General features: G+C 60.3%; 11 protein-coding genes. 6 read left to right on the forward strand and 5 right to left on the reverse strand.

Annotated elements, in window-relative coordinates; translation table 11 throughout:
• The first annotated feature begins 2 nt into the window (after positions 1-2).
• From tli1a to AWM79_RS11750, 3 genes are read left to right on the forward strand one after another with little or no spacing between them, the layout of a single operon-like run.
• Complete coding sequence (tli1a, locus tag AWM79_RS24335; RefSeq protein ID WP_074861873.1) at positions 3-524, forward strand: Tli1a family immunity protein; 522 nt, start codon at positions 3-5, stop codon at positions 522-524.
• Complete coding sequence (locus tag AWM79_RS11745) at positions 512-2,860, forward strand: T6SS phospholipase effector Tle1-like catalytic domain-containing protein (RefSeq protein WP_060782874.1); 2,349 nt, start codon at positions 512-514, stop codon at positions 2,858-2,860. The genes tli1a and AWM79_RS11745 overlap by 13 nt, the downstream gene beginning before the upstream one ends.
• A complete protein-coding gene (locus AWM79_RS11750) occupies positions 2,857-3,120 on the forward strand; it encodes a PAAR domain-containing protein (protein ID WP_060782875.1) in 264 nt (87 codons plus the stop codon). The genes AWM79_RS11745 and AWM79_RS11750 overlap by 4 nt, the downstream gene beginning before the upstream one ends.
• Positions 3,121-3,415: 295 nt before the next feature.
• Here AWM79_RS11750 and AWM79_RS11755 read toward each other — a convergent pair whose 3' ends face one another.
• The 3 genes from AWM79_RS11755 to bglX all read right to left on the reverse strand — a co-directional run bounded on the left by AWM79_RS11755 (position 3,416) and on the right by bglX (position 8,950).
• Complete coding sequence (locus tag AWM79_RS11755; protein WP_060782876.1) at positions 3,416-4,750, reverse strand: sigma-54-dependent transcriptional regulator; 1,335 nt, start codon at positions 4,748-4,750, stop codon at positions 3,416-3,418.
• A complete protein-coding gene (locus AWM79_RS11760; protein WP_060782877.1) occupies positions 4,744-6,510 on the reverse strand; it encodes an ATP-binding protein in 1,767 nt (588 codons plus the stop codon). The genes AWM79_RS11755 and AWM79_RS11760 overlap by 7 nt, the downstream gene beginning before the upstream one ends.
• A gap of 151 nt (positions 6,511-6,661) precedes the next feature.
• Complete coding sequence (bglX, locus tag AWM79_RS11765) at positions 6,662-8,950, reverse strand: beta-glucosidase BglX (RefSeq protein ID WP_017131943.1); 2,289 nt, start codon at positions 8,948-8,950, stop codon at positions 6,662-6,664.
• 305 nt (positions 8,951-9,255) lie between these two features.
• Here bglX and AWM79_RS11770 point away from each other — a divergent pair, with 305 nt between their 5' ends.
• The 3 genes from AWM79_RS11770 to AWM79_RS11780 all read left to right on the forward strand — a co-directional run bounded on the left by AWM79_RS11770 (position 9,256) and on the right by AWM79_RS11780 (position 11,232).
• Positions 9,256-9,804 carry a LemA family protein gene (locus tag AWM79_RS11770; RefSeq protein WP_060783973.1) on the forward strand — a complete coding sequence of 183 codons (549 nt, stop codon included), beginning with the start codon at positions 9,256-9,258 and terminating at the stop codon, positions 9,802-9,804.
• Between the two features lie 70 nt (positions 9,805-9,874).
• Complete coding sequence (locus AWM79_RS25910; RefSeq protein ID WP_017131945.1) at positions 9,875-10,585, forward strand: TPM domain-containing protein; 711 nt, start codon at positions 9,875-9,877, stop codon at positions 10,583-10,585.
• A 29-nt stretch (positions 10,586-10,614) separates the two neighbouring features.
• Positions 10,615-11,232: a TPM domain-containing protein gene (locus AWM79_RS11780; RefSeq protein WP_017131946.1), complete on the forward strand. Its 618-nt coding sequence runs from the start codon at positions 10,615-10,617 to the stop codon at positions 11,230-11,232.
• Here AWM79_RS11780 and AWM79_RS11785 read toward each other — a convergent pair.
• Both AWM79_RS11785 and AWM79_RS11790 read right to left on the reverse strand, forming a co-directional pair.
• The gene (locus AWM79_RS11785; protein WP_060782878.1) at positions 11,207-13,441 is read right to left on the reverse strand and encodes a terpene synthase family protein; all 2,235 of its coding nucleotides are present in this window, start codon (positions 13,439-13,441) and stop codon (positions 11,207-11,209) included. The genes AWM79_RS11780 and AWM79_RS11785 overlap by 26 nt on opposite strands.
• 39 nt (positions 13,442-13,480) lie before the next feature.
• Entirely contained in the window at positions 13,481-14,428 is a 948-nt protein-coding gene (locus AWM79_RS11790) for a family 2B encapsulin nanocompartment shell protein (protein WP_017131948.1), read from the reverse strand.
• Between the last annotated feature and the right edge of the window lie 196 nt (positions 14,429-14,624).

The raw sequence follows: 14,624 nt of genomic DNA on the forward strand, positions 1-14,624 counted from the left end.
TGATGCAAATGATAATAAGAAAAATCATACGGCAAGGCTTGCTTACCTTATTGGGATTAGCATTGTTCGGATGTTCTTCAGCCGATAACGAAATGGCCGGGGGGAATCTGCAAGCCGTCAATCATACCGTGCATGCTATTAACTGGATGTCGGTCAATGGTTATCGGGCCGACGGAGGGGGAGGGAGTTCGTGCTGCATCATCATGCCTGCCAAGTGGCGCCCTGGCTTGAAAGCCCATATCGAGTGGGAGGTCGACCCAGAGCCATATGCTTATTCAAAATGGCCCCGATTAGGGACCGATGGGTATCGAGTCGCACAAGCTAAACATAAAGCTAACTACCAGCATCACAGTACCACCGTGGAGATACCAGAGTGGCCAGGAACGAAGCGATGTGGTTTGAAGGTGCACTTTTTGGTTTGTAACCAAGTCAAGGTTACGAGTTCGTGCTGGGCATTTAATTCAGAGCACTACCCGATTAAAGAACCCTCACAAATGAAGGAGCCAGCCGTATGTCGGAAGTGAACAGTAATTCAAAAGCTAAAGCGTGGGGGGCACCGCATTTTCCGGAGAGTGGTCGTTTACCTACCAATATATCAATGGTAACCGATAACTACGACAAGCAAACCTACGAGGAAGACCTTTTTCGCCGAGGGACTAACTCCAGAGGGCAAAGACGGTATTCTGAGTGCTGCCATAGCCTGCATATTAGCTTGTTCTTCGATGGCACCAATAATAACGAAAAGCAAGATACCAAGGACGGTCACCCCACTAATATCGCCAAGCTGTTTCATGCTTCGTTACGTGGTAAGGGCGCGCAAGACGATGGGTATTTTTCATATTATATGCCCGGTGTCGGCACGCCATTTCCTGAAATTGGCGAGCTGGATTACAGCGATGGCGGGCTGCAATTTGCTACCGGAGGTGAGGATCGGATCAACTGGGCGTTGGTGCAGGTAGCCAGCGCGTTATCTTATGCTCTGAACAATGAAACCGAAATTGATGACAGCGTTGCCAAGGCGAAAGTCGAAGCCATGAGCACCTGGAGGGCACCGCTGATGAGTGCCATGGGCCAGGGTAATCGGCGGCGGACGATGAACGGGCTGTTAGCACCCTTGCAGGTTCGAACGGAATGGGCCCAGCCTCGCGTACTGGGGGTCAAGCTGTTTGTGTACGGCTTCTCCCGAGGAGCAGCCGAAGCTCGCACCTTTGTCACGTGGTTGAGCCAATTGTTCGACACCCCTGTCGGGGCGGAGCTACCCGCTCAAACGCTGATTGGCTTGCCGATCAGCGTCGAGTTTCTCGGGATACTGGATACCGTGGCCTCGGTGGGCATTGCCCATGTGGCGCCTTTTTTCTCCGGGCATATGGATTGGGCCGACGACACCCAGTTGCTGCCGGATGCGCAGCGCTTCCCGAAATTTATCAAGCGCTGCTCGCACTTTGTCGCCGCCTTTGAACAACGCTCCTGCTTCCCCTTGGAATCGATCCGTAACGAGGACGGTCGATACCCGGACAACAGCTATGAAGTGCTGTACCCCGGTGTTCACTCCGATGTTGGTGGTGGCTACCCAAAAAATGACCAAGGCAAGGCCCGTGGCGGCACCCATGAACTGGTGTCGCAGATCGTCCTGCACGATCTGTATGCCGCCGCCTTTGCTGCTGGCGCTCCGTTGCAGGTCCCCGAGGAAGTGTTACCGCGGACGCTGCTTTCTCAGAAGTCATGGCGTGTCATGTCTGAGGCAACTAACACTGATTTCGATATCGATGTGCTTGTAGTCGAACGCTTCAACGCCTGGCGAAGCAAAACCCTACCGGTAATCACCGCCGACCAGCCCGTCAATCATCCCGCTTGTGAGTACACCCCGCTGCTTCTGGGCACCACGGTGGAAGACGGTATGGCCGATCAATTGGGCTGGATCACCGGCTGGCGCATTGGTCGCTATGCCAATGATGCCAAAACCGATAACGACAGCTACCAGCGCCAGCCGTTCTTTATCGAGGCCACTGAATTCACCGCCGAGAGGAGCAGTCAGGAGAAAAAGAATGACGAGGACTTACGAGCCGCCGTCCTGGCTGCGCGCCTGACCAATCCTCAGCATCCCGGACCGCCGGTGTATGAAGCACAAATCGATCAGACCCAACTGAGCCAGGCCGCCGCTGAATTCAAATCCGATTACACCGGGCAAAAGCGCGAGCAGACCAGTTGGCAGGGTGGGGTACTCGATGTGGTGTTGCGCGACACGGCCTATCTGCTCAATGCGAACGATGAGCGCAAAGACCACGAAACCCTCAGAGCAGAGGGCAAGCGGCGCAGTGAGCAACTGTTCCGCGACGCCCACGGGACACCCAGTACCGATGCCGAAATGGCCTTGCTGGTGGCGTTGTTCGACGACCATATACACGACTCGCGAGCCTGGTTTATGCACGACAAACTGAAGTCGAGGGAGTTGTGGGCCGGTTATTTCTTTTACCGCATGATCTATTTCGGGAATGAAAACAGCCGCGATCTGTCGCCGGTGGTGGTGGCCGGGCGTCTATTGGGCGTGGCGATGATTGCCGGGGCCACGGCGTATGGCATCAGGCGCGGTAAAGTGCTGGGAGGGATTGGCGGGCTGGCGGCGGGCATCGGCGCGGCGACCATCGGCTATCAGGTGATCGATAAGGTCACTGGCAAGGTGGTGCCCTTTCTGCCTGACGCCGAGCAGTTGCTTAAGCCCACCGGCCATATCGGCCAGGTGGTGGTCGAGCAGAAACGCCAGATCGCGCTGGACGACTATAGACAGCGCATCGAGCAGACCAGTGCCATGTTACGCAAGGAAGGCACCTTGGTCGAACAGGTCAAGGCGGTGCTGCCATGATGCCCCTGGTTCGTCTCGGTGATCCGTTGCGGCCCTTTGGCGGTGAGGTTTTGGCGGGACACTACGAAGCTTTCGGTAAGCCGGTGGCCTGTGTGGATGATCCGGTGCGCTGCAACCTACATGGCCTGACGCACATTATCGAGGGTGCCTCGGGATCAACCATAGATGGCAAGCCGGTGGCGCTGGACGGCCATCGTTGCGCCTGTGGTTGCCAGTTGGTCAGCACCCTGGCGGCCACTTCGATGATGGTCGCGCCATGATTGGAAATTGGAGTGGCGGTGCCTCATGGCAACAGTTAAGGATGTGGGCAAGGGATCTTTGATACGCGTGGGGTTGGGCTATCTGCTGATCATCACGCTGTTGGTGCTGCTCGGTGGCCTGTTGTATAGCTTGGGCGGCAGTTATATGGGTTGGCCGAACATGGCGCTCAAGCCATTGCTGCTGTGGGGCCTGGCGGTGTGGTTCGCGCTCTGCTGGTTCTGCCCGGTCATTTTGCTGGCCTGGGATCGTCTGGCGTTTCGTCAGGCGCGGCAAGTCGTTGAGTCGGTGGGACAGTCAGTCGCCCTTGAGAAACATCTCCCGCGCCAGCCCGTGGCGCTGCATCTTTTCATTGAAGGTCCGGCGTGGCAGTTGCAGCTCTTCGAGCACCGCCTTGACATCGCCCTTGTGGCGAGCCAGCGCCGAACGCAGGCATTGTGCTTCGAAGGCCTCTTGCTGTGCGGCCAGGGACTGGCCCGAGTCGATGCCTTCCGGTTCCGGTTCACCCAGGCCGAGCACCGAGCGCTCGGCGGCATTGGCCAGTTCCCGGACGTTGCCGGGCCAGTCATGGCTCAGCAGCCGGCTCAACTGTGGCCCGCTCAGCGCCGTCGTTGTGCGTCCCAGGCGCTCGGCCGCGCCTCGGGCGAAGTGTTCGAACAGCAACGGAATGTCCTCGCGCCGCTCGCGCAGCGGCGGCAGGCGCAACTCGGCCACCGTCAATCGATACGCCAGATCCTCGCGAAAGCGCCCGGCGCGGGCCTCCTCCAGCAGGTCGGGCTTGGTCGCGGCGACGATGCGCAGGTCGACATGGATGCTCCGGTTGGAGCCCAGGCGTTCGAGCTTCTGCTCCTGCAGGACCCGTAGCAATTTCACCTGCTGGGCCAGCGGCATGCTTTCGATCTCGTCGAGAAACAGCGTACCGCCGTCGGCGTATTCCAGCTTGCCGATACGCCTGCCTTGAGCACCGGTAAAGGCCCCGCTTTCATGGCCGAACAACTCGGTCTCGAACAACGGCTCGGGAATCGCCGCGCAGTTGAGGGCTACGAAAGGCTTGGCAGCGCGCGGGCCGAAATCATGCAAGCAGCGGGCAATCAGTTCCTTGCCACTGCCGGTCTCGCCACGGATCAGCACATTGACTGGCAACGGCGCCAGCTCCAGTACTTGGCGCCGCAGGGTTTGCAGGCTGCGAGAAACCCCGAGCAGGCTGGCATCCAGTCGCGAGCGGCTGTCGGCCTGTTCATGCAGGCGACGGTTTTCCAGGACTAACCGACGCTTTTCCAGGGCCCGTCCGAGGCTGCTAAGCAACGCTTCGGGACTAAAGGGTTTTTCCAGGAAGTCGTAGGCACCGTCGCGCATGGCTTCGACCGCCATCTTCACATCGCCATGGCCGGTCAACAGGATCACCGGCAGGTCGGCATCGAGGATTCGCACCCGCTCCAGCAGTTCCAGGCCATCGACGCCCGGCATGCGCACGTCGCTGATGATGACGCCGGGGAAATCCGCCGGCAACCGGGCCAGGCACTCCTCGGCGCGGCTGAAGACCTGGACCGCAAAACCCGACAGGCTCAGCCATTGCTCCACGGCACTGCGAATGCTGGCTTCGTCATCGACCACCATCACCGCGTTCAACATGGGTTTTGTACCTCCAGGGCGATCGGCAGGGCCAGGGTGAAAACGGCGCCGCCTGCTTGGTTGTCGACGCTCAGGCGGCCGCCCAGTTCATGGACAATGGCATAAGATACCGCGAGCCCCAGCCCCAGGCCTTCCCCTACCGGCTTGGTGGTAAAGAACGGGTCGAAGACCTTGGCCAGGTGCTCCTCGGCAATCCCGCCGCCGCTGTCGCTGACGGTCAGCAACCATAACAGTTGGTCGGCCTCGATACGGATTGCCAGGCGCTTGAAGGGTTTGTCGTGCATGGCGTCGAGGGCGTTGCGCAGCAGGTTGATCAGCACCTGTTCCAGGCGAATCGCATCGCCGCGAACCCAGGCCGGACGGGTCAGGTGCAGCTGCGTACTGACGTTGTCCTCGCGCAGGCGCGGATCGAGCAATTGCAGCGACTGGTCGACCACGCCCGCCAGGTCCAAGGGTTCGCGCAGGCCGCTGGGGCTTTGCCGGGCGTAGGTCTTCAGGTGCCCGGTCAAGGCTGCCATGCGGGCCAGCAGTTGATCCAGGGGTTCCAGGGCCTGATAGGCGGCCTCGATCCGTCCGTGATCCAGCAGCAGACGCAAGGTTGCCAATTGCATGCGCTGGGCGGTCAATGGTTGGTTGATCTCATGGGCCAGGGCTGCGGACATCTGCCCCAGCGCCGCCAGCTTAGCTGATTGCACCAGGCCATCCTGGGCCGTGCGCAGGTCGCGGGTGCGCTCTTCTACCAGGCGCTCCAGCTCTTCGCGGCCGCGTTGGCGCAAACGAGCCAGGCGCCAGCGCTGGTTGAGGAACAGCCCGAGAAACACCAGGGCCAGCCATAGGCCGGCACCGGCCAAGCCGGCGTTACGGCGTTCCTCGACAGCGAGTTGCGGTTGGCGCAACAGGTGCAGGGTCCAGTGTTCGGTGTCCAGTGGCAGTGATTCCCAGAGCAGCTCGGCAGGGCCGTTGGGGGTATCGACTCGGGTCAGATAACTGTTGTCGCCGAAGACTCGTAGGGTCCGGTGTTCGATGGGGCTCAGGGCCTGCTTGTCGTATTGGCGGGTACGGCCGATTTCACTGCGATCACCGTCCGACAACGGTCGCAGCAGGCGATAACGCCAGCCTGGCTGGTTGGCGATAAACACGATGTCGCGGGCATCGCTGACCAGCAAGGTGTCGTTGCCTTTGCTCCACTCGCGCTCGATCTCGGGGAATTCCAGCTTCACCACCATGGCGCCGATAAATTCGCCGCTGTCGTTAAACACTGCGCTGGAGAGGAAATAGCCGGGAATCCCGCTGGTCACCCCGACCGCGTAGAAATGCCCGCTGCCTTCGCTACGGGTCTGATTGAAGTAGGGGCGAAAGCCGTAATAGTGGCCGACATAACTGGTGGGCAGGCGCCAGTTGCTGGCGGCCACCGACAGGCCGTTGCGATCGAGCAGTTGCAGAGTCGAGGAACCTGCGGCGCCGTTAATCCGTTCCAACTGGCGGTTGAGTGCGTCTTGCCGCTGCGGGCTGATCGGACCGTCGAGGGCTTCGCGCAGCTCGGCGTCCAGGGCCAGTACGGCAGGCAGGGCTCGGTAGCGTTCGATCAGGGTGTGCAGGGCATTGGCGTACAGCGTCAGTTGCGCATGCCCGCGTGTGGCATCGTCCACCAGGGCCTGTTGTCCGGCACGGTGCACGGCCCAGCCGGCGGCCAGCGCGGTACCCGCAAGAATCAGCAGGGTATGGAGTGCCAGACGCAGGAAACGGGGGATCGACGGCATGCGGGCAACAACGGGTTAGGGAGGGGTCGCAACGATAACACGCCGGTTGCCGTGTTGACTTGACGGGCAACGGCGCCTCTTGTGGCGAGCGAAATTCTTAACGGATTGGCACTAAGACAAGCCCCCTGGCATAAGGGGGCCTGAACCAAACCTACAACAACTCGAAGCTCTGTTGCGTCACATCCTGGGAGTCCAGGCCGATCTGCACATTGAACTTGCCCGGCTCCGCAGCGTACTTGAGCGCGGTGTTGTAGAACTTCAGGTCGTTCTCCTCGATGGTGAAGCGAATGACTTTCTCTTCGCCGGCCTTGAGCATCACTTTCTGGAAGTTCTTCAGCTCCTTGACCGGCCGGATCATGGAACCGGCGACGTCCTGGATATATAGCTGTACCACCGTCTCGCCGTCACGCTGGCCGATGTTCTTGAGCATGACGCTGGCATCGAGCTTGCCACCCTTGTTCAGCGTGGTCGAGGACAAGGCCATGTTGCTCAGGCTAAAGTCGGTGTAGCTCAGACCATAGCCGAAGGGGTACAGCGGGGCGTTGTTTTCCTCAAAGTATTGCGAGGTGTAGTTGGCCAGCTTGCCTGCCATAAATGGGCGGCCCAAGCGAAGGTGATTGTAGTAAGAGGGAATTTGCCCTACCGATCGAGGGAAGGTGACTGGTAGTTTGCCGGAAGGGTTATAGTCGCCAAACAGCACATCGGCGATGGCATTGCCACCTTCGGTCCCGCTGTACCAGGTTTCCAGCACGGCGTCGGCTTGCTCTTGCTCTTCTGCGATGGACAGTGGTCGCCCATTCATCAGGACCAGAACCAATGGCTTTTGGGTCGCTTTCAACGCTTTGATCAACGCTCGTTGATCCCCGGGAAGGTCCAGGCTGACCCGGCTGGAAGACTCATGGGACATGCCACGGGCTTCCCCCACCACCGCGATGACGACATCTGCCGCCTGTGCGACTTTCACCGCTTCCTCGATCATTTGCGCACTCGGGCGCGGATCAATTTCGACTTCCGGTCGATCGAAAATAATGTGGTTCAGGTAGCCCGCGACTTTTGGGTCATTGGTCAGGTTCGCGCCACGGGCATAGGGCAGCGTGGCTTGATCGCCCAGCGCGTTGCGCAGACCCTCGTATAAGGTGACCGCCTGAGAGGGGAAACCCGCGCCCGACCAACTACCCATCATATCGATCTGGCTTTTGGCCAAAGGACCGACAATGGCAATGTTGCCCTGTTTTTTGAGTGGTAGCGTTTCTCCCCGGTTTTTCAGCAACACCAGGGTTTTGCGCGCTACATCGCGAGCCTCGGCGCGGTGGAGGCGATTTTCGGCACGAGAATCGGAGTCGTCCGGTCCTTTTCCCAGGCGCCGATAGGGATCGGCGAACAGACCCAGATCGTACTTGGTCGCCAATACTTCACGCACAGCGTTATCGAGGTCCTGTTGGGAAATGTCCCCGGACTTGAGCAGGCCTGGCAGTTCGCTGCCATACACGCTGTCGTTCATGCTCATGTCGATACCGGCCTTGATGGCCAGCTTGGCGGCTTCGCGGTTGTCGCTGGCAACGCCGTGCTTGACCAACTCTACGATCGCACCATGATCGCTGACGGTGACCCCCTTGAAGCCCCAGTCCTTGCGCAGTAAGTCCTGCATCAACCAGGTATTGGCGGTGGCGGGTATGCCGTTGATTGAGTTGAGCGCGACCATGATGCCTCCGGCACCGGCATCCACGGCTGCCCGATAAGGCGGCAAATAATCCTGATACATGCGCACCGGACTCATATCGACGATGTTGTAATCACGGCCTCCTTCAACGGCACCATAGAGGGCAAAGTGCTTGACACTGGCCATGATGCTGTCCGGGGCGCTGACGGTTGTGCCTTGCAGGCCATTGACCATGACTTTGGCAATGCGTGATACCAAATAGGTGTCCTCACCAAAGCCCTCTGAAGTGCGTCCCCAGCGAGGATCGCGGGAGACATCCACCATTGGGGCGAACGTCATGTCCAGGCCATCGGCGCTGGCTTCCTTTGCCGCGATGCGCGCACTCAGGCCAATTGCGTTCATATCCCAACTGGAGGCGAGCGCCAGGCTGATAGGGAAAATTGTCCGGTGGCCGTGAATCACGTCAAAGGCGAAGAATATGGGGATCTTCAGGCGGCTTCGTTGTGCGGCGTCCTGCATGGGACGATTCTCTGCACGTGTCACGGAGTTGAAGGTAGCGCCTATGCGTCCAGCGGCAATTTCTTCCTTGATCTTTTCATGGGGCATCTCGGGACCGATACTGATCAAGCGCAACTGGCCGATCTTTTCCTCAAGGGTCATTTGCTTCATCAGGTGGGCGATGAAGGCGTCCTTTTGTGCGATGGGGGGAGGCGTTGTGTCAGCTACAACCTGGAGACTGGCCAGGCCGACAGCGAGGCCCAGCAAACACAATTTCTTCATGAATGATTATCTCAAGGCCCGATACGGCTTGGTGTTCGGGTACCGTTCGGGTTATTTAGTTATTAGGAGCGACTGTTTTCGTGCCAATGCATTGCGCACACGTTTTTGAACGGTTGTTCGCGCCGGGCAGCTTTTAGCTGATTGGCTTCATACATTTCAGTGGCAGCGGCGGATTATGCCTGAATCCTGGGCGCGAAAATTCCTAGGAATTCTCTCTATTTATTGTTTTAAGGAGCGTTTTGAGCAGGCACGCACAACCGAGCTTGCGTTCGAGCTGGAGATTTGCCCTCTTGGCCTTGTTCGCCATGTTGCTGGCCGGTTGCGGCATCAACAATATTCCCACCTACGACGAACAGGTGAAGGCCAACTGGGCCCAGGTGCAGAACCAGTATCAGCGGCGGGCCGACCTGATCCCGAACCTGGTGGAAACGGTCAAGGGCTATGCCAAACAGGAACAGGAAACCCTGACTGCGGTGATCGAGGCGCGTTCCAGGGCCACGTCGATCCAGGTCGATGCCAGCACGTTGGACAATCCCGAGAAGCTCAAGCAGTACCAGCAAGCCCAGGGTCAACTGAGCGGCGCTCTCAGCCGGCTGATGGTGGTCTCGGAGCGTTACCCTGAGCTGAAATCGAACCAGAACTTCCTCGCCCTGCAGTCGCAACTCGAAGGCACGGAAAACCGCATCAGCGTGGCGCGACGTGACTTTATCCTCAGCGTGGAGAAGTACAACACTGAGATCCGTACCTTTCCCGGTCGTCTCTGGCACGGCCTGATGTACAGCGACTTGCCGCTGCGCCAAAGCTTCGAAGCGAGCGCCCAGGATGCCGATAAAGCGCCGCAGGTGAAGTTCTGATCACTCGCCGCACCGCGCCGCGTGGGTGTGTGGCAAGACTTATCCCGGCATCGTCACGGACGAGGTAGGCATGCGTATTTTCCGAGGTGGCCTGTGGCTGTTGCTTTGCACGCTGGCACTGACGGCCAGGGCCGATTTACGGTTTCCCGAACTGACCGGGCGGGTGGTGGACAATGCCCAGATGATCGAGGCGTCGGTGCGCGAGACTCTCGACCGGCAACTGCAGGTCCATGAACAGGTCACGGGTGAGCAGGTAGTGGTGGTCACGTTGCCTAACCTGCAAGGCACCACCATCGAAGACTATGGCTACCAGCTGGGGCGTTATTGGCGGATCGGTCAGCGGGAACGCAACAACGGCGCACTGCTGATCGTGGCCCGGGACGAGCGCAAAGTGCGCATTGAAGTAGGCTATGGCCTGGAGGATCGCCTGACCGATGCCCAGTCCGCTTTGATCATCAACCAATTGATCGTGCCGCAGTTCAGGCGCGGCCATGTTTCCAGCGGAATCAGTGCCGGGGTCGGCGCGATACTTGATGTCCTTGGCGGTTCCCCCGAAGAGAAAAACCAGTCGGCGCAGGAGTTCGGTTCACGACACCCGGTGTTGATCGGCTTGCTGATGCTTCTTGTCGTGCTGATCTGCGTGATCATGCAACTGATGGGGCATGGCCCCAGGAGTGGCGGTGCAGGAGGACTCGGCGGTGGGGGAGGTGGACGCCCCGGTGGTGGTTTCAGCGGTGGTGGCGGCAGTTTCGGTGGCGGTGGAGCATCGGGCGGTTGGTAATCCCTAATAACCAGAGAGCATGCACAACCATGGCCTTACTCAGTGAATACGAACAGCGGCAGGTTGCCGAGGCGATTGCGCGGGTCGAGCGGCAGACCGATGCGGAGCTGGTGACGGTGCTGGCCAGTCGCGCCGACGACTACGCCTATATTCCGCTGCTATGGGCAAGCCTGTTGGCGTTGCTGGTGCCGGGGATGGTCAATTTTGTCTTCGGTTGGCTCAACAGTCATACCCTGCTAGCGGTGCAATGGAGCAGCTTTATCTTGCTGTGCTTGCTGTTTCGCGTCCCGTCGATCACCAGTCGGTTGATCCCCCGCTCGGTGCGGCACTGGCGGGCATCGGGCCTGGCGCGACGGCAGTTTCTCGAACAGAACCTGCACCATACCGTTGGCGGTACCGGCATGCTGATCTTTGTCAGCGAGGCCGAGCGTTATGTGGAAATCCTGGTGGACGAGGGGATTTCCCGACGGCTGGACAATAGCACCTGGGAGCCCATCGTCAAGGCTTTCACCGAGCAGGTCAGGCAGGGCCAGACCCTGGTGGGTTTTGTCAACTGCATCCAGTCCTGCGGCGAACTGCTCAAGACCCATGTACCGGTGACCCAGGTGCGCAACGAGCTGCCTAACCGCCTGGTGGTGCTGGGTTGATTCCTTGGGGGGGGGTGTGTTGCGCGGAGCCGGGTCGGAGTAGGGTCGAAGGACTCATCCAGCGAGGTACCGGCAGGCTGTAAGGTCGTGGCTCGCGGTAGCGGATGACCACCTCGTGCCAGTGTGCGACACCGGCGATATAGTCCTGCAGGCGCTGCGCGTAGCTGAGGATCAACTGGCGTCCCTCGGCATCCAATGCGAACTCCTCGAAGAGCACCGGCAGCTCCACGGCGACGATATGTTCGAACTGGCGGATGCGCGCATCTCTGAGCCGCCCCACGCAATCCATCGCCGGTTGCAGGTCAAGGTCGAGGAACTGCTGGAGAATCAGCACAAAATTGTTCAGCTCGCCTTCGACTTCGATTTCCTTGCGATAAGAGATGATGTCATTGGTCAGGGTGACGCTGTCGACGGTGCAATGGATCAATTGGCGTAGCGGGCTGCTCTGGAAGATCGCCTCGCCGAGGTCGGGTCCTTGGGCCAGCAGGCTCAAGTAGGACAGCCCGGTGGTCAGGTCGCCGCCGAAGGTGCGTCGACGCATCTCGATATAGTCGATGGGGTCGGGCAGGCGCAGGTTGAACTGATTATCCAGCTCCCATAACCAGCTTTCGAGCATTTCCACCACGTAGCGGCGCAGCTCTCCGGTCAGGTAGGTCGACATACTCGGCGCGCTGAGCGACCAGAGGCTGAGCAAGCCGGCCTCCAACGGGTTGCCGGCCTGCAAAGGTTCCATACCCGCAAGCGGCATGCAGCGGAACAAACGCTTGACCTGGGCCGTGGCGCCCGCCAGGTCGCGATTGCGCCCGAAGACCGCCGGAAAGTAATCGTCGGCGTAGGTGCCCCAGTTGAGCCAGCGCCCGGCCATGTCCACTTCCGCAAACGGGGCATCGGGACACATCATTGCGCCGCACAGGACAGTGTCGGCGGCGTCGAAGCAGCGCTCGTCCCAGACGCCCAGCCCTGCACGCGTATAAATGATACCGACCTGCCTGGCCCATTCCCGTGAACTCCGGCGCGCGCTTTCCAGGTGCGGGCTACAGCGGATCTCGAATGGCATATAGAGCGTCGGCAATTGAAACGGCTTGACGGTCTTGCGTAGCGTCTCCAGGCTGCGCCTGGGCATAGTTCCGCGCCTGGCATGCCCAGGCAGACGTGCCGCGCTGGTGCCCAGGCCCGATGGTTTGCCGGGGCTGAGTCCCGAACGCTGCGCCTTCATGTAGCGGCTGGAGCGCATATGCCAGGCGTGCCCACCGGACTGCCAATCGACCAGACCCTTGGTATAGATCAGCGCATCCGCGCGCTCCGCCTGGCCCAGGCCGAGGTCGTCGAACAGTCGAGGCAGGTCCAGCACTGCGGTCTTCTCGAAGTGGCGCAGGCGCGAAGTCAGCAAGTCATTAGTGATCTGCGCAGCCGTTTGCGTGTCGATGTCCAGGAAGCGCTCCGCCACCAGTACGCAGTTCGACAGTTCGCCTTCTTCCTGGACTTCGCGCTGGTAGGAGAACAGATCGTTGCGCAGGTGTACGCCGTCGGCGAAGGTATCGCGCAGCACTTGCATCGTGCGGGTTTCGGCGATCCGTGGCGACACCGGTGTGCGGTTGGCATGCTCCACCAAGGTGGCCGACCAGGGCGCGCCGCCGACCTTGCGGCGCATTTCCAGGTACTCGATGGGATTGGCGATCCGCCCTTCGCTGATATTCATCAGCTCCCACATCGAAGCCTCCAGCAGGTCGTGGGTATGTTCGCGGAAACGCCGTATCCAGTCCTCGGGCATGCCCGGCAGGGTGCGCGGCCAGAGGTCGGCGAGCCCGCGCTCGACACCATTGACCGGCAACGGCGGGGTGCCGTCGGCCTCGGCGGGCATGAATTGCGCCAGGCGGTCGAGATGCCGGCGGGCGGCCACGCTGTCACGGTTGCGCTTGAAGGCTTCGAGGAAGTAGTCGTCGAAGAAGAACACCCAGACATACCAGTCGGTGATCAGCTCCAACTCGCGGCTGTCGCAGTCCGGATGGGTATAGGCGCACATCGCCGGGTAGTCATGGGCATCCAGGGCGGCCAGGTCCCAGATGATCGGCCCGTCGGCCACGGCTGGGCTGTCGAGCATGCCCATCTGTCGGGCCCAGGCGCGCGTATGCCGTTGGGCGCTGGCGGCATGGGGGTTGAACCGGGCCCCGTAGGGCATGTAGAACTCGGGCAGTGCGAAGGGCTGCATCGGCGGATTCCTGCTCTGAAGTGGACGAGAGGGCCTGAGTCAGTCGGCGTAGTGCCCGACCTCGACCCCTTCGAGTACACCCAACGCATCAGGCAGGAGCACAGCCGCCGAGTAGTACGCCGTGACCAGGTAGGCGATCTGTGCGCTGTCGTTGATACCCATGAAACGGACCGACAGGCTCGGCTGGTATTCATCCGGCAAGCCGGTCTGGTGCAGACCAATGACACCGCCGTTGTCTTCCCCGGTGCGGACCGCGAGGATCGAGGTGGTCGTCTTCACGCCGTCCGACATTTTGGTGCAAGGCAGCAACGGTACGCCGCGCCAACCTGGGACACGGTGCCCTTCGAGCTCGAGGCTGTCCAGGCTCAAGCCACGACGACTGCATTCGCGGCCGAAGGCGGCGATGGCCTGGGGCGAGGCCAACAGGAAATGAGTTTGTCGACGTCGACACAGCAGTTCATCCAGGTCATCGGGTGTCGGCGGTCCGCTGCGGGTGGTCAGGCGCTGAGACTCGGCGACATTGTGTAACAGGCCGAAGTCGTGGTTATGCAGCAGTTCGCGTTCCTGGCGCTCACGGAGCGCCTCAATGACCAGCCGCAGTTGTTGTTCGGTCTGGTTCATCGGGTCGTTGTAGAGGTCGGCTACCCGCACCGGAATCTGCAGGATGGTCTGGGTCGAGCTGAGGGCGTATTCCCGTGGTTGCGGGTCGTAGTCGGCGAAGGTCCGGGGCAGGGCCTTGCCTTCGGCTGGATCGGAGGCGAGGTCGATCAGTGCCTCGGCATATGGGTTGGTCGGGCCCTCGTGGTCGGCGAGTATCCGACGCCGGGTGACCCGATAGACGCCCCCGCTCGCCTGGACCCAGGGCAGTCGGTTCAACAGCCAGCGGGTGGTGGTCTCCTGGCTTTGCGGAATCGATTTGGTAGTGGTCGACAGAGTGCGCGCGGCGGCGCTGCTCAACGATGCAGTGGTTTGAACTGTTTTGCTCATGACGGGCACCTGATCAGTTTTTTTAAAAAAACCACTCAGTCAGCATACTTTCTGCTAGGGGAAATGCCGCGTCTGAAACCTGCGTAACCCTTGCTGCTTCTGAGATCGCTATCGGTTAGGTGGGCGAAAGTCATGAAGCGCCGGGCATCCATGACCAGAAGCTCCTAATTCTAGTCGGTTCTGCGAAACGTCAAGT

The sequence above is a fragment of the Pseudomonas agarici genome, assembly GCF_001543125.1.
Classification (GTDB): Bacteria; Pseudomonadota; Gammaproteobacteria; order Pseudomonadales; family Pseudomonadaceae; genus Aquipseudomonas; species Aquipseudomonas agarici.